Genomic DNA, 15,569 nt, shown 5'->3' on the forward strand with positions numbered 1-15,569 from the left:
TTTATTTGAAAGGGGAATAGATCCGTGAGTATTTTAGACATGTCTTTCATTGGCTTATTATCAGGTGCTATCCTCTTTCTTCTATTTGGTATTTTCTTTCTTTTTTTAAGCCTATCCACGAAACGAAAATGGAAAATAATGGTTAGTCGACGCGTGAAGAATAAGAAAAAACGCAAAAGGATCAAGTTTTTAAGTCGTAGATTAGAAAAGCAAAAAAAGAAACAATTTCGGACAAGTTTGATTTTTTTCTTTTTAGTTCTTCTAACAGCTGGTAGTGCCGCATATTCAAGGTATTATCAACTGACTAATTTGACAGCGGATGATGCAGATTCACTAGCTAAAAGCTATTATTTTGTTGGAGAATTGGAAAAACAGCTGAAGGCTATTGATAATGGAGCGAATGCTGAAAAAACATCTAAAAATATGCGTGATCTTTCTACACAATTGACAAGTGTTGCAAATAGGAATGCTTCACAAGGAATGTCAGTAGAAGGGCAGAAAATGCTGAACCGCCATTTTACAATGACTAGAAACTTAGGAATCAATATTAGTGGACAAGACGCTGGAAAATTAGAAGATCCTGCCTACAGAGAAAGTTATTTGAAGGATATACAAAAGGTAGTGACCAGCCAGAAGAAAGTGTTTAAAGAGTTCGATGTGAATGAATCAGCTTTACAGCAAAAGAAATAACTGTTGAGAGGTGATTTTTCAATCATGAAAAAAACAATCAATACGAAAAAAAAAGAGCTAGTGCAACAGGAGACTAAAAGGGCAGTAAAGCCGAAGAAGCAAAAAATAAATACAATAGCATCTGCTAATAAACGACATAGAAAAAGTATTAAGAAAAAAAAACAGATACCGAAAAAAAAGCGTCCTTCTCAAGGTGAGGGGGATGGTTTTGACAAGAAGAGAAGGAAATCAAGTTCCTCATATTCTATAAAGAATAAAACAAAGAACAAAAGAAAAAAAGGATCAGTAAAAAAAGCTCAAAGAAAACGGTTGAAGCAAACGAGCAAAGAGATTGTCTTTACGATCATCATTACGCTTCTTCTTGTAAGTGTGGCGTCATATTTTACTGTTCGTCTTCCGAAGATGGAAGGATATGCTATGACTAAAGCATTAAATGATAAAGATCGTTTGCTGGTCAATAAATGGGGAGAAATCAAACGATTTAAATTGATTTATTTTAAAGTTCCTCAAACCAATCAGAAATCGATAAGACGAGTTATCGGTTTACCTGGAGAAGAGCTGTATTATAAAAATGATGAACTATATATTAATAATAAACTGACTCCAGAACGTTTTTTAGAAGAATCGATTGCTGAAGTAAAGTCTGCTGGATTTCTTGTAACACAAGACTTTACGTTGAAACAAACAGTCGATGTATCTAAGGTACCGCAGGGTAAGTACTTTGTTTTGGGAGATAATCGACAGTTTGCTAGTGATAGTAGAAACTATGGCTTGATTGATGAAAAAGATATTATTGGCGTTGTGGAACTACGATATTTTCCGTTTCATACAGCTACAGGTTTTTAATCAGGAAAGAATTGAGAGAAGAATGATTTTATGAAGAAGAGTAAAAAAATACGTTCAAAGCAAATGGAGGAAAAGGAAATTCGTTATAACAGAATATTCCATCAGGTTGTAACGACTGTTTTTTTCTTACTATTTGCTTTGTGCTGCTTGTTGTTTTTAATACATATAAAAACGCACGTTGTGGATGGACAATCCATGGCTCCGACGTTTGAGAATGGAGATCGTATCTTTGTTCAAAAAAGCCAGGATCCTAAACGCAATGAGATCATTACGTTTGAGCCAAAGGATAAACCAGGCGATTCATTTGTGAAACGGGTTATTGGAATGCCGGGAGATATGATTTGGTTAGAGAATAATAAACTATTTTTGAACTATCGACTATCAGAAACAGATGGATATTTAAACGATGGTCTAAATAAATTAGCAATGGATTTGCCCGATGGAACGCTTAAGATCAATATTAGTATGTCTGTCATGAGTCAGTTGACTGGATTAAATAAAATTCCTAAAAATTGTTATTTTGTTTTAGGCGACAATAGTAAACATTCTACTGATAGCAGGGTGTTTGGTTTGGTTGAGAAGAATCAAATTGAAGGGGTAGTCAAGTACCGTTACTTTCCGTTGCATAAAATGGGGTTTGTCAGCTGATTTTAAAATTTACGAAATAAGAGCGAGGTCAATATGAAGCAAAAAGTGATAGCAGCTATTAAGGGAAATGGAATTTTTTTATGTTTAAGTATCGTGTTGCCAATTACAATCATGGCGGCCATTTATTATAGCATCGGGATTTATCCAGGGAGTAAAACGACAATTCTAGCGAGTGATGCCTTAAGTCAGTATGCAGTTTTCCATGCTAGTTTTAATAATGTTTTACATGGTGAACAAAGTGCTTTTTATACTTGGTATGGTTCGTTAGGACTAAATTTTTGGGCTCTTTCCGCTTATTATTTGAACGGTATTTTTACACCATTTGTTTACTTTTTTGATAATCAAGCAATGCCTGATGCGTTATATATGATTACGTTGTTAAAATTTGGAGCAATTGGAGGAGCCTTTTGGTTCTTCTCCTCTCAAACATACAAAATTGCTAAGCCGCTACATGTTGGATTAAGTGTAGCTTATGCACTGATGTCTTATACAACAGCTTATTCAGAGGTTATTATGTGGCTGGATGCGTTTATCTACTTGCCTTTGATTCTTTTAGGAATTCATCGATTGATGGATTTCAAAAAGCCTGCATTACTTTTTATTAGCTATTTATTGCTGTTTTTATCGAACTTCTATATGGCATTCATGATAGGAATCTTCTCATTTCTTTATTTTTTTGCTCGGTTATTTACGAATAGGAAAAGGTATTCTTCAAGGGTCATATCCTATTTGATTACGTCTATATTAGCTGGCGGCGCGTCTATGGTTACGATTCTGCCAACGATATTAGATTTGAAAAACAATGGTGAAGGATTGAATAGAGTTAATCGATTATTTACAGCGGATGTTGAACTGTGGGACTTGGTTACTAAAAATATGGTGGGTGTCTATGATACAAGTAAATATAAAAGTGCACCATTTATTTACATTGGTTTGTTGGCTTTGATTTTTTTCTTTTATTATTTTGTGAGTAAAAAAATTCCATTGAAGAATAAATTGTTATATGGCAGTTTGGGTGTAATTGTTGCTGGAAGCTTTTATATCGATCCTCTCAATCTTTTTTGGCAAGGAATGCATGCACCAAATATGTTCTTATTCCGTTATAGTTTTTTGTTGTCCTGTTTGATTATTTTATTAGCTGGCTATGCTTTGGAAGTATTCACAAAAGATGACTTTGAAAAACTGGTGAATATTAGTATAGGGCTACTTCTTATTTTCTTAGCGGCAATCTTTTTCACTAACAAACAGCGTTACGATTACCTATCGAGCGGATCGATTATTTTGACATTTGTGTTTTTGTTGCTGTATCTATTGTTGTTTTACTGTTATCAAAAAGAATGGAAATTGAAATGGCTGCCGATAATCTTAACCGTACTAATTTTAGCTGAAACAAGTTTTAACGCTCAACGCATGATTGCTGGTATTCGTACTGATTGGGGATATCCTGCACGAGAATACTTTGATAAATATTATCCAGATATCAAGAAACTAGTTGATCAAACGAAAGTGGAAAATGAGCAATTATATCGTTTGGAGAATATGGATAGTGTGAGTCGAAATGATAGTTTTCTTTATGGTTATAGTGGTGTAACGATGTTTTCATCTATTCGAAATCGTAATTCATCTGCATATTTACATCAATTAGGCTTTCGTTCTTTTGGTAGCAATTTGAATATCAGTTATCTAAATAATACCTTGTTAATGGATGCAATGTTAGGGATCAAATACAATATTTCAAAGGAAAAACTCTCGAAATATGGCTTTGATAAAAAAAGTGAAAGTGGAGAATATGCACTTTACGAGAATAAATACGCATTGCCATTGGGCGTTTTAACAGATGAAAAAATATATGAAAAAAATGCTGTAGCAAACCAAACTGCGTTACTGACTCATATGGCTGGTGAAAAAGAAAAACTGTTCCAATTTGTTGATACTAAGCAAGTAGGAATGGGAAATTTAGTTGAAGAACAGGAAAATGGAGCATACATCTATTCTGAAATCGAACCGACAGAAGAAAATATTATCGAATGGTCTGTGGATGTTCCGGCTAATTCTCAAGCCTATTTTAGTATTACGCCAACAGATTTTGGGTATATGGATAAAACGGAAATAGAGTTAACGATTGAAGGCGTTAGTCGAAAAAGTAATATGGTAGATGGCGGTCAATATCATGATCTTGGCTATCATAAGGAAGCTAAAACAGTCAATATCAAAGCTGTTTTCAGAGATAATGACAAAACAAAAATAAAGATTTTTAAACCAGATGTGGTGGTATTGGATATTCCTAAATTTGAAGAAGTTATAAATAAAATTCAGAAAAAAGGTGTGAATTTTAAAACTACAGGGCGTAAGGCAAAAGCATCAGTAGATTTAACAGAAGATCAGGTCATTTTGACTACGATACCTTTTGATAAGGGATGGACGGCTTACGTGGATGGTAAAAGGACTGAGATTCCAACATTCAAAGATGCGTTTTTGACCTTACGGGTGCCAAAAGGGAAGCATACAGTTGAATTTGTGTTTCTTCCCCAAGGCTTTAAGCTAGGGTTAGGATTATTTATTAGCTGTTCTCTTATATTTCTACTGTACACATTGATTGATAGTAGGAACAATAAGCGTCAAGTGGTTCAAAAGGTGGAAGTTGGTTCTGAGGGTTTGAAGAATGGAGAAACAAAATGAAAAAGAAATTGATTGCTATCGCGTTAGCTTTGGCTGTTTTAACAGGATGTTCGCAAAAGTTGGACGCTAAAAAGCAAACCTTTGAAGATAAAGGTGTGTCTTATGCATTTCAACTACCCAGTACTTGGGAAGAAGATAAAAATTATCAAGAAAATTATTCAGCAACAACTGTTTTTGCTGCAACAGATAAGAAAAGTAATTCAGCTATGTTTATCACCACTAAGCAAAAATCAGAAGTAGATCTGAAAGACTTTGCTAAAAAAACTCAGAAGCAGTTAGGTAAAGTATATAAGTATGATAAAGCAGAAGATATCTATATGAAAGAATTCAAAGTGAATAAGTTACCTGCATACAAATATACAGTCTTTACACGCTTTAAAGAAAAAAAGTCGTGGGCTCATATTTACTATATTGAAACAGAAAACGGGTTTGCACAATTGATCTATTATTCAGCAGATGATAATGGCTATAAAAAAAGGGCGGAAATCATTGATGAATCGGCAAGATCTTTAGTAGAAACTGGACAATCAGATAAAGGAAGCACTGAAGAAAAGGAAGAAAATACTGCAAAAAATGATCGTTTAGCTATCAAAGTAAGTGGTTATAAGGTCATTGAATCTGAAAGTGATGGGAAACTTCTTGCTGTTAAATATGGGGTGACCAACTTGAAAGAAACACCAATAAAGCCAATGATTTGGTCTTCATTGGTAACAGCAAGCTATAAGGGGCAGGAATTGCAACAGGCTACTTTACCAAAGGAATCTGAAAAAACAGAGCTTGGAGAGCTAGAAAAACAATCTTCTAAAGCAATCGGTGAAAATCAAAATAGTGAATCAGTAGTGATTTATCGATTGAGGGATACAAATGGCTCAGTGATGCTTCATTTTTCAGATGAGGAATTTCCTGAGCAAGAAGAAATAGTTTTAGATTTAAAAGCTCTAAGTAAATAGACAAGGAGTATGTTATGAAAAAAAGTCAATTATTGATCATAGCCCTATTGTCTTTAACGATTTTTACGGGGTGTAAAAAAGAAGAGGGAAAGGAAACATGGTCTAAAGAAGACCAAAACTTTACGTGGAGTACCAAACAAGAGAAGCGTTTTGGTAACTTTGATTATTTGAAGATATCTGAAGCAGAACTAAACAAACTCATAAAGGATAAATTTAAGTTGCAAGTACCAGAATTTTCAAAAAAAGCGGATGTTGTGATTGAAAAAGCACTTAAATCAGAAGATAACGAGTTAGAACCTCAAGTCTTTAATTTGATTGCTAATGGTGACAAATTAACAGTATTTACAGAAAAGTATTATAAAAATAAAGATGGAAAGCGTCATTCTTACGGGCGGATCGAGTGGTCATATCTATTTGTAAAAGCTAAAAAAGAAGCTTGCTTGAGTACACAAATCATTGATATTTATAACGATGTTGAGGAAGGCAAGGTGTATATTGAACAGCCGGAGGAAGTAGTTAATTCGATAGGTGAAATGATGCAAATTTCTAAGATAGAAAATAAAATGGCTGCATTTAATGAACAAATCAAAGCACCTAAAGAGCAATTAGCGAACGCTGAGGTTTATGTGATCGATACAGTGACACAAGCTGAAGCGGATAAAGAAATTGGAAGAAATCTTTTGATGAGTTTTTCGACCGATGGCACTCCATTGCAAATACACGCGTTGATTAGAGATTTTTCTATCTAAGTAGCTAGAAAGCATGAATCAAGTTTCATTATTTGCGCTGTTGAATAAGTAATTAACTTAAAAGGATAGTAACAAAACGGGGTTGGAAAAGGAGATATAGAATGGACGTTGTGGTGTTATATGGATTGCTGATTCTATTTATGACAGCGGGCTTTTTGACTATTAGATTTGAAGCTCAAAGAGCAGGAACAGTACTTTTTAAAAGTGATTTTCATCAAGTACTATTCGTACTTTTTTGTATTGGGTTATTTGTTCGGTATTATAACTTAGGCCAACTTCCAGGATTGCAAATCGATGAAGCGATGTCGGGATATGATACGTGGGCTCTTGCAAATTACGGACAGGATAGTGCCTTGAATTCTTGGCCCATCTATTTGATTGGGTATGGAACAGGACCGTCTGCACTCTATTCGTATCTCTCTTTACCCTTTGTGAAAATATTGGGTTTGACAGTTATTAGCACACGCTTAGCAATGGTCTGTCTCTCCTCTGCAACATTACTTTTTACAATGTGGACATTGATCAGACTGAAAATTTCTCATCAATTATTGATGTCGATCATTTTTATAGTAATCATCAATCCTTGGCAAATCATGATTAGCCGATTCGGCTTAGATGCCAATGTTGCACCGCACTTGTTGCTGATTGCTTTTTGTTTGCTTCAATTAGGGCTTAAGAGTCAAGGGAAAAAACAGAATTGGTTCTATAGCGGAGCGATGATTTCGATAGGTTTAACGGCTTATGCATATATTGCTACATGGTATTTCTTGCCGGTCTTTTCGTTACTATTACTTTTTTATTTTTGGAAGAAAAAACTCCTGAGTATACGTCAGGGTATAGGGTTATCGTTGGTGTTAGTTATTACGATAGTGCCAATCATTTTCTTTGCCTATATTCAATATTTTGGTGATAGATCAATAACAATAGTAGGGATGACTTTTCCAAAATTGTTAGGTAGTCAAAATGAAGGACAGACGATTTTGTACAGTAATGATATTTGGTCAGCATTCTTAATGAATTTAAGTAGAATCCATGGCTTTTTGTTATCTGGAAGAGATGGGTTGATTTTTAGTTCGTTACCAAATTACGGAATGTTTTACAATTTAGCTGGACTATTATTGTTTAGTGTTGGGATTGTCAAAGTAGTGCGAGAAAAAAGTCATTTTAGCAGCGTTCTTTTAGCGTGGCTAATTGCACCGATCCCTTTAATTTTAATTGTTGTTCCTGTTGTGCATCATTGGAATGTCTTTCTTTTTCCAGTAATTTTGGTCATGGGATATGGGTTATCAGCATTATGGTCGCTATATAAAAAGTCAGTTACTACAGCAGTTTTTAGCTTTTTCACTGTGTTGTTTGTTTCATTTTTATTTAGTTATAACTCTTCTTATCGTGATGAACAGCAAGATAGTACCTACATGGCGCCGCAAACGATGAATGAAGTGATTCAAATCAGCAAAGAGAAAAAACTTGGAACAATTTATGTGGATCGAACGAGTATTCATCAGCTTACTGAATTAACATTTATCTTTTTCCGATTTTTTGACCCAGTTTCACCGGAAGCATATCAAGCAAGTCGAGATCAACCTTTTGAGCGGGAAACGAATATGACATCTAACCAGTATGCCCGGTATACATTTATGAAAGAGGGAGAATTTGTAGAAGATAATAAAGGACAGATTGGGTATTTATATCATCAAGGAGCAGATTTAAGCAACTATGAAAAGAAACTTAAAGATTTCGAAGTATACCAGAACAAAGACTTTATTCTTTTTTATAAAGAATAGTTAGAGAAAAGCAGCAGCTTAGCAAAGGTTGAATAAAGGATGAAAAAAATAACGATTATCGTTCCATTTTTAAATGAAGAGGAAGTGTTGGAGCAGCTTTACCAGAGGCTAGAGCAGTTAAGTCAAACTTGTTCAAGCTATCAGTTTGAGTATCTTTTTGTCAATGATGGTAGTGAAGATCAAAGTGTTTCGATCATTTTAGCATTGCAAGAGAAAGATTCTAGAATTACTCTGTTAGATCTGTCAAGAAATTTTGGGAAAGAGGTTGCAATGTTGGCTGGTTTTGACTACGCCAAAGGAGATGCTGCAGTTGTGATAGATGCCGATTTACAACAACCGCCGGAATTGATTCAAGAAATGATCCTTTGGTGGGAACAAGGCTACTCAGATGTTTATGCTGTCCGTAAAAACCGTAAAGGAGAGACATTCTTAAAAAAATTGTTGTCGTCGTCCTATTATAAAATTCTACAAAAAACTACCAGAACGACAATCTATCCCCATGCTGGTGATTTTCGATTGTTAGATCGCAAAGCAATCAATGCTTTAAAAGAATTAAGAGAGCACGAGCGCTATACAAAAGGGCTATATGGTTGGATTGGTTATAGAAAAAAAGAACTGTTTTATGATGCTGATGAGCGAGCGGGAGGAGCGACAAAATGGCGTTTATCTTCGTTAGCGAATCTAGCTATGAATGGAATCACATCCTATACAACGCTGCCGCTTAGGGTTTCAGCTATGATTGGGGCGGTAGTTTCGGTGGTTGGATTTATTTATATGATGATTGTCTTGGTTCAAACGCTTTTACTAGGAGCTAGTGTATCAGGATATCCTTCATTGATGATCGGTATTCTCTTTCTGGGAGGACTTCAATTGATTTCTTTAGGAATTATTGGTGAATATTTGGGTAGGGTATTCAATGAGACGAAAAAGCGTCCGTTGTACTTTGTTGAAGAATATTATGAAGGGCAAACGAGGGATGATAAAAGGAGTAGTGGAGAAAGTTGAAGAGGCATATAGGCATAGAGTTGTTACGGATCGTTTCAATGTACATGGTGGTTATTCTTCATATATTAGGAATTGGTGGGGTATTAGATAACGTTGAATATGGAAGCTTAAATTACTTTGTTTTTTGGAGCATTGAAACGATTTGTTTTATTGGTGTGAATTGTTTTGCACTGATCACAGGATATTTCATGATCGGAGGAAAGTGGCGCATAGAAAAATTTATTTATCTATGGTTTGAAGTTTTCTTTTATTCGGTATTACTCACTATTATGGCTCAATATATTTTAGGGGTAGAGATTTCGTTGCCTATTTATTCTTTTTTTCCTGTATTAACAAAAAGTTATTGGTTTTTTTCAGCATACGCAGGATTATTTCTATTTATCCCGCTACTGAATAAAGGCATCAAATTATTAAGCAAAACTGAAATGATGTATGGTGTGGGCGTGATTGTCTTACTAGGAACAGCTTCGGTCGTTTCAAAAAACGACCCATTTAATCTTTATAAAGGCTACAGTATGATTTGGTTGGCTTTCATGTATGTGATCGGTGCGTATCTAAGACTACATGTGGATATCGAAAAAATAGAGACGAAAAAACTATGGATTAGCTATTTAGGCCTTAATGGAGCAGCGTTATTCTTGATTATTGTAAGTTCATTCAGTCCGTTTTTGGAAGAAACAATGGGTAGAAATTGGTTTATTGATTATGTATCGCCTTTGATTTTGGGTAGTTCGGTAGTATTGTTTCTTCTATTCTTAAAAATAAGGATAGAGAATCAAATAGTGGTTAAAGTTATTACCGCAATAGCTCCCGTTTCTTTCGGTGTCTATTTGATTCATACACATCCGATGATATTTTACTTTATATTGAAAAATCAATTTGGTCATTTGGCGAGTGAGAATCTTTTAATTGCGGTCCTGCTGATTTTTGTTTATGGTAGTTTGATTTATGTCGGATCTAGTCTGATAGATTATGTACGCTCTATTTTATTTCAGTTTTTAAAAATTGAAGATTTCTCAGGTGTTTTAGGTAAAAAAATTCAATACTTTATTAAGCTGTATTCAGGTTTATAAAACAATCTGAATGATGCTTTTGTTGTTATTTTTTATTTTTAAGTGAAAAAGACGGCAAAAACTTATTTGTCTATTTATAGGCTTTTTTATGCGTTGTTTTTTCAAAAAAATAGAGAATCACTAAAATAAAAGATAAAAAACAAGTTATTTTATATGTTAGAATAGAGATGCTGGAAACAGCAAATAAAAAAAGAAAGAGGTAAAAAAATGGTTAAAATTAAAAATGTTGCTGGAGTCTTGTTTTTTGGTTTATTAGCAGTAGCTGGTGGTCAAAAAGCATTTGCCGCTGAACTATTGACATCTAATACTGATTTGAATGGTTATGCTGCAACTGTAACTACTAAGGCAGATGGTACAAATGTACTGACAACAAGAAAAGGTGAGTATCTTTTAAATGAAAACGCATCTTTGTATAGCTCAAAGATCATTACGATTACATTGAACAATACAAAACCAGTTAATATGGGTGCGATCAATGCTAAAAGAACGCTTGAATTCCGCGGAAATGGTGAGTTGAATGTTAAAACAAACGAAGAAGTAGGGATTAATGTCGGTGATCATTTAAAAGCATTTAAATTTACGAAATATGGTAAAGGACACATCACTGCAACTGCTGCTGGAACGGGTGTATTCGTTCATAACGAAATCCAAATGGACGGTGGAACTGTAGAAGGATTTGGTAAGAACTATGGTGTTTACAGTGAAAACGATATTAAACCTTATCATGATGCCGTGTTAAAAGGGACAGGTAGTGAGGGAACTGGTATTTACGCTTATCGTGACATTTATGCATGGAAAGGTGCAACTGTTGTAGGCGAAGGAAAAGTTTCTGGTGCTCGTTCGATTATTGCTCATATCCAAGCAGAAGGTGCGGGAAGTTCAATTACTGGTATTTCGACTGATATTAATAGTCAGTACTCAGCTTTACATGCAGATAAACAAATGCTACGAGCATATTCAGGTGCTGTTGTTCGTGAAGAATACAGAAAACCAACATTTGAAATTACGGATGATGTACCAGTATTTGTAACTGACTTTACAAGTGTTGCTCGTAATATGAGAGATATGAAAAACTATACGTGGGTTTCAGAACCTGACAATGTATTTTTAAATGAACAAGGTGGTTTATTAGGTGATTTATCTAAAGGGACGCCTAAAGAACTTAAAATCATTGGTTCACGTCAAGAAAGTAAACTACACAATAAAAATGAAGTAAGTCAGATTAAAACAAATGGTAAACATGAAGTGATTTTCTCTGAAACTCCAACTAAATTTACTTTACCAGTAACAACAAAACACTGGGTATTAGATTTTGATACAGACGAATTTAAACTTTATAATGAAACTGTTTACGATATTGAAATTGGAAATATTTTCGAAGTGAACAACTATCTTTATGATTTTGGTAAAACAGAATGGGATCTTTTGAAAATAGACCGCGAAGATTTTGAAGTTGTGAAAGATGGTAATGAATACATTGTGAATTACTATTATGAAGCTGATATACAAAAATAATTCTTGCCCATCTTCGTATCTAAAAATCAATGATAAAGTAGGCTCTTTTTGATAGCTAGAAATAAAAAAACATTACAAAACTGAGCTGTATCAAAGGCTTTATCAACAAGTTGAATTTCAAGAATTAAATCAGTTAATAGGAAACCTAGAGGAAATCTCCTTCAGGTTTCCTATTTTTGTGTGCATTGAAATCAGTAAATAGGCATGAAGTTTTTTATCAATGATTTGTGAAAATCAGCAGCGGGGGAGTCAATCAAATATTCCCTATTCCACTTTTTTGTCGAAAAAAAGCTTTAACTAAAAAAGTATACGGATTAGTTATGACCTTTATTTTATGCATATCCAACGCTATTAGTAATTCAACAAAAATAAAGGCAGTTTCTCTGATAGCATAAATAAGAGAGTGAGTATTTTCATTTTTTAGTCGGATTAATGTATACTATTTTTAATCAACTAAGAGGAGCCGTATTAAAATGGAAATAGATAATCTGTTATCCGTAACGACTAGGCAAGAATTACGAAACTGGTTAGAAGGCAACAGCACAACTGAAAAGTACTGCTGGATCATTGTGAGTATCAAACCAGAACCCGATAAAATCCAATACCTAGATGCTGTAGAAGAAGCGCTTTGCTTTGGTTGGATCGACGGCATCAAAAAGAAAATATCTGAAACTCAAACTGCTCAACGTCTGTCACCTAGAGCGAAAAAAAGCCCTTGGACGGAATTAAACAAAGAACGCGTCCGTCGTCTAGAACGACTAGGATTGATGACAGAACAAGGTAGAAAAGTTCTACCAGATATGACGGAAGATTCCTTTCAAATAGATGAAATCATAGAAAAAAGACTCAAAGAAAATGCAGATATCTATGAAATATTCCTAAACTTCCCAGAGCTATATCGCCGTATCCGCATCGACACGATCCAAAATTATAAACATCAGCCGGAATTATTTGAGAAACGCTTGGACAAATTTCTGGAAAATACAAAGGCTGCAAAAATGTATGGCGCTTGGCATGATGAAGGCCGATTGCTCGAATAATTAAAAAGTTGAGCTGAACAATAAAGTTCAGCTTTTTTTACTTGCCCTGGAGTTCACTTCATGGTTTATGATAAACATAACGAATAGAAATGAGGGCAAGGTTATGACCAAAACATTATATTTGATGAGACATGGAGAAACGTTATTCAATCAACAGAAAAAAATTCAGGGATGGTGTGATTCTCCACTGACAGAAAAAGGTATCCGGCAAGCTCAAATTGCAGGAGACTATTTCAAGAATCGCAACATTATTTTTGACAGTGCGTATGCATCAACATCTGAGCGAGCAAGTGATACGTTAGAACAAGTAACGGATATGCCTTATAAAAGAGTAAAAGGCTTGAAAGAATGGAATTTTGGACGATTTGAATCAGAGAGTGAATCACTGAATCCACCTTTACCGTATGGTGATTTTTTTGCTGGTTATGGCGGAGAAGAAGAAGGGCAATTTAGACAACGAGTATCTGAAACTGTGATGGACATCATGAAGGAAGCGGGAGAAACTGTTTTAGCGGTTTCTCATGGTGCATCTTGTCGACAATTTATGCGAAACTGGGCGCATACTAGTGAAGTGGATCAAAAAGACCGATTAGGAAATTGTTGTATTTTGAAATTTGAATTTGAGCATGATACATTTAAATTATTAGAAATCATCAATCACGATTATTCAAATTTAGAATAAGTAAGGAGGAGACCAAGTTGAACAGTAAAGAAGCAGCTGAAATGTTTGGCTTAAAGACTGATACAGTTCGTTATTATGAACGAGTGGGTGTTATTCCGCCAATCAAACGGGATAAAAACGGCTACCGTGTCTACACAACAAGAGACCTAAATTGGATTTATTTAGCAAAAAGTTTACGTAATGCAGGAGTCTCGATCGAGTCTTTGATCGAATTCGCTACACTTTCTCAACTCGAGGGAAATGTTGAGCAGGCGCAAAAACAGATCTTGCAAGATCAACTCCAAGAGATCACTGGAAAATTAGAAGAAATGACTAAAACACGTGATTTACTTCAATACAAAATCGATACCTATGATGAGCATATCGCCAAGTTCAAATCAGGAGAAGTCACATCAGACAATGTTGAAGAGCTTTGGAAGGTAAATCACAAAAATTAAGAATAAACAGCTTGCTATGAAGCTGACTCCATAGTTTATAGTGAAGTTGTTAGGCACTCATAGAACTAAGAAGAGATGGAGGAAAGACAAATGCAAACAGTCAAATTGAACAATGGCGTAGAAATCCCTATTTTAGGCTTCGGTACGTATCAAATCACAGAACCTAAAGAAGCTGAGCAAGCAGTGATTGATGCGATCAAAGTAGGTTACCGTCACATTGACACAGCTCAATCTTATATGAATGAAGAAGCAGTCGGTAGGGGAATTGCAGCTTCGGGTATTCCTCGCGAAGAACTGTTTATTACTACTAAAATTTGGGTAGAAAATGTTTCTTATGAAGGAGTCAAGGAATCTTTTGAGCGGTCTCTGGACAGATTAGGTCTGAATTATGTTGATTTACTATTATTACATCAACCGTATAATGATGTTTATGGTGCCTGGCGGGCGATGGAGGAACTACAAGAAGCTGGGAAAATTCGTGCAATCGGTGTTTCAAACTTTGCAGTAGATCGCGCAGTTGATTTAGCTGAGTTCAATAAAGTGGTGCCGCAAATCAATCAAATTGAGATCAACCCGTTCAATCAGCAAACAAAAAATATCGAAGCCTTAAAAGCAGAAGGAATCCACCCTGAAGCGTGGGCGCCATTTGCAGAAGGTAAAAATGGGATTTTTAAAAATGAAATCCTAACAGCTATTGGTGATAAATATCATAAATCTGTAGCGCAAGTTATTGTTCGATGGTTGATCGAGCAAGAGATCGTTGTTCTAGCGAAGTCGGTAAAACCAGAGCGAATGGCTGAAAATATGGCTGTATTTGATTTTGAACTGTCAGAAGAAGACAAAGCAGCAATTGCTACATTGAATGAAGGGGAAAGCCAATTTTTCTCCCATGCAGATCCTGAGATGATCAGATGGATGGCTGGCAGAAAGATGAATGTGTAAATTGAATAGTAAGTAACAGAGAAAATACGATCAAAAAACTTGTGATTTTTACACGTTTTTGATTGTAGTTTTTTATTTAAACAGGAAATAGCCTGCGTATTTATTTGCTATAATATGGAGGTGCAGATTCCTTTAAACCTTGATAAACCAACATGATACGAATTGTATCAGTGCAACATTTCAGTGTGATACGAAAAGTGGCTATCTTTTATTATAAGTTATCAAGATAATAAAAAAGAAAGAGGTGATAAAATCAAAGAGCAACGACTAAAAAAAGAATTAACACAAGAGCAATCAAGTGACTTATTAAATGTTTCGCGTTCGACTGTCTCAAGTTGGGAAGTGGAAGAAATTATCCGGATTTAGAAACGATTTTAGCAATCAGCGATTTGTTCGGTATCTCTCTTGATAATTTATTAAGGGAGGATACTGAGCTGAAAGAGACTGTCAGGAAAAGAAATCATTAGCTGATGATTTTACTTAGCGATGAATCAAAATAAGCTGTTACCTGGCAAAAACTGAATTGTAA

Annotated in this window: 14 protein-coding genes and 1 pseudogene; all 15 read left to right on the forward strand. The window is 35.0% G+C overall.

Going from position 1 to position 15,569, the window contains the following annotated elements; translation table 11 throughout:
• Positions 1–24: 24 nt before the first annotated feature.
• The gene (locus AC4BB7_RS01375; protein ID WP_490484141.1) at positions 25–690 is read left to right on the forward strand and encodes a hypothetical protein; all 666 of its coding nucleotides are present in this window, start codon (positions 25–27) and stop codon (positions 688–690) included.
• Positions 691–714: 24 nt separating this feature from the next.
• On the forward strand, positions 715–1,536 hold the full coding sequence (gene lepB / locus AC4BB7_RS01380; RefSeq protein ID WP_490484142.1) for a signal peptidase I: 822 nt from the start codon (positions 715–717) through the stop codon (positions 1,534–1,536).
• A 30-nt stretch (positions 1,537–1,566) separates the two neighbouring features.
• Positions 1,567–2,184: a signal peptidase I gene (lepB, locus tag AC4BB7_RS01385; RefSeq protein ID WP_490484143.1), complete on the forward strand. Its 618-nt coding sequence runs from the start codon at positions 1,567–1,569 to the stop codon at positions 2,182–2,184.
• 33 nt (positions 2,185–2,217) lie between these two features.
• Complete coding sequence (locus AC4BB7_RS01390; RefSeq protein ID WP_490484144.1) at positions 2,218–4,863, forward strand: YfhO family protein; 2,646 nt, start codon at positions 2,218–2,220, stop codon at positions 4,861–4,863.
• Positions 4,860–5,813 (forward strand): DUF5067 domain-containing protein, encoded by a 954-nt coding sequence (locus AC4BB7_RS01395; RefSeq protein WP_490484145.1) that lies wholly within the window; start codon positions 4,860–4,862, stop codon positions 5,811–5,813. The genes AC4BB7_RS01390 and AC4BB7_RS01395 overlap by 4 nt, the downstream gene beginning before the upstream one ends.
• Positions 5,814–5,827: 14 nt before the next feature.
• On the forward strand, positions 5,828–6,562 hold the full coding sequence (locus AC4BB7_RS01400; RefSeq protein ID WP_490484146.1) for a hypothetical protein: 735 nt from the start codon (positions 5,828–5,830) through the stop codon (positions 6,560–6,562).
• A gap of 101 nt (positions 6,563–6,663) precedes the next feature.
• The gene (locus AC4BB7_RS01405; RefSeq protein ID WP_490484147.1) at positions 6,664–8,346 is read left to right on the forward strand and encodes a hypothetical protein; all 1,683 of its coding nucleotides are present in this window, start codon (positions 6,664–6,666) and stop codon (positions 8,344–8,346) included.
• A gap of 39 nt (positions 8,347–8,385) precedes the next feature.
• Positions 8,386–9,351: a glycosyltransferase family 2 protein gene (locus tag AC4BB7_RS01410; protein WP_490484148.1), complete on the forward strand. Its 966-nt coding sequence runs from the start codon at positions 8,386–8,388 to the stop codon at positions 9,349–9,351.
• Positions 9,348–10,424, forward strand: a complete 1,077-nt coding sequence (locus tag AC4BB7_RS01415) for an acyltransferase (RefSeq protein WP_490484149.1) — start codon at positions 9,348–9,350, stop codon at positions 10,422–10,424. Before AC4BB7_RS01410 ends, AC4BB7_RS01415 begins: the two co-directional genes overlap by 4 nt.
• A gap of 207 nt (positions 10,425–10,631) precedes the next feature.
• Positions 10,632–11,939, forward strand: a complete 1,308-nt coding sequence (locus AC4BB7_RS01420) for a hypothetical protein (protein ID WP_490484150.1) — start codon at positions 10,632–10,634, stop codon at positions 11,937–11,939.
• Positions 11,940–12,412: 473 nt separating this feature from the next.
• Positions 12,413–12,979: a YdeI/OmpD-associated family protein gene (locus tag AC4BB7_RS01425; RefSeq protein ID WP_490484151.1), complete on the forward strand. Its 567-nt coding sequence runs from the start codon at positions 12,413–12,415 to the stop codon at positions 12,977–12,979.
• A 103-nt stretch (positions 12,980–13,082) separates the two neighbouring features.
• Positions 13,083–13,661 (forward strand): histidine phosphatase family protein, encoded by a 579-nt coding sequence (locus AC4BB7_RS01430; RefSeq protein ID WP_490484152.1) that lies wholly within the window; start codon positions 13,083–13,085, stop codon positions 13,659–13,661.
• A 17-nt stretch (positions 13,662–13,678) separates the two neighbouring features.
• A complete protein-coding gene (locus tag AC4BB7_RS01435; RefSeq protein WP_490484153.1) occupies positions 13,679–14,098 on the forward strand; it encodes a MerR family transcriptional regulator in 420 nt (139 codons plus the stop codon).
• 90 nt (positions 14,099–14,188) lie between these two features.
• A complete protein-coding gene (locus AC4BB7_RS01440; protein WP_490484154.1) occupies positions 14,189–15,040 on the forward strand; it encodes an aldo/keto reductase in 852 nt (283 codons plus the stop codon).
• A 213-nt stretch (positions 15,041–15,253) separates the two neighbouring features.
• A pseudogene (locus AC4BB7_RS01445) lies at positions 15,254–15,498 on the forward strand (helix-turn-helix transcriptional regulator); the annotation flags it as partial.
• Between the last annotated feature and the right edge of the window lie 71 nt (positions 15,499–15,569).

Source organism: Enterococcus sp. AAFC-DPL-5182 (assembly GCF_058216605.1).

Bases quoted from the DNA above. Each gene is read 5' to 3' on its own strand.
- lepB (WP_490484142.1), top strand. From the start codon at position 715: ATGAAAAAAACAATCAATACGAAAAAAAAAGAGCTAGTGCAACAGGAG.
- lepB (WP_490484143.1), top strand. From the start codon at position 1,567: ATGAAGAAGAGTAAAAAAATACGTTCAAAGCAAATGGAGGAAAAGGAA.
- AC4BB7_RS01390 (WP_490484144.1), top strand. From the start codon at position 2,218: ATGAAGCAAAAAGTGATAGCAGCTATTAAGGGAAATGGAATTTTTTTA.
- AC4BB7_RS01395 (WP_490484145.1), top strand. From the start codon at position 4,860: ATGAAAAAGAAATTGATTGCTATCGCGTTAGCTTTGGCTGTTTTAACA.
- AC4BB7_RS01400 (WP_490484146.1), top strand. From the start codon at position 5,828: ATGAAAAAAAGTCAATTATTGATCATAGCCCTATTGTCTTTAACGATT.
- AC4BB7_RS01405 (WP_490484147.1), top strand. From the start codon at position 6,664: ATGGACGTTGTGGTGTTATATGGATTGCTGATTCTATTTATGACAGCG.
- AC4BB7_RS01410 (WP_490484148.1), top strand. From the start codon at position 8,386: ATGAAAAAAATAACGATTATCGTTCCATTTTTAAATGAAGAGGAAGTG.
- AC4BB7_RS01420 (WP_490484150.1), top strand. From the start codon at position 10,632: ATGGTTAAAATTAAAAATGTTGCTGGAGTCTTGTTTTTTGGTTTATTA.
- AC4BB7_RS01425 (WP_490484151.1), top strand. From the start codon at position 12,413: ATGGAAATAGATAATCTGTTATCCGTAACGACTAGGCAAGAATTACGA.
- AC4BB7_RS01430 (WP_490484152.1), top strand. From the start codon at position 13,083: ATGACCAAAACATTATATTTGATGAGACATGGAGAAACGTTATTCAAT.
- AC4BB7_RS01440 (WP_490484154.1), top strand. From the start codon at position 14,189: ATGCAAACAGTCAAATTGAACAATGGCGTAGAAATCCCTATTTTAGGC.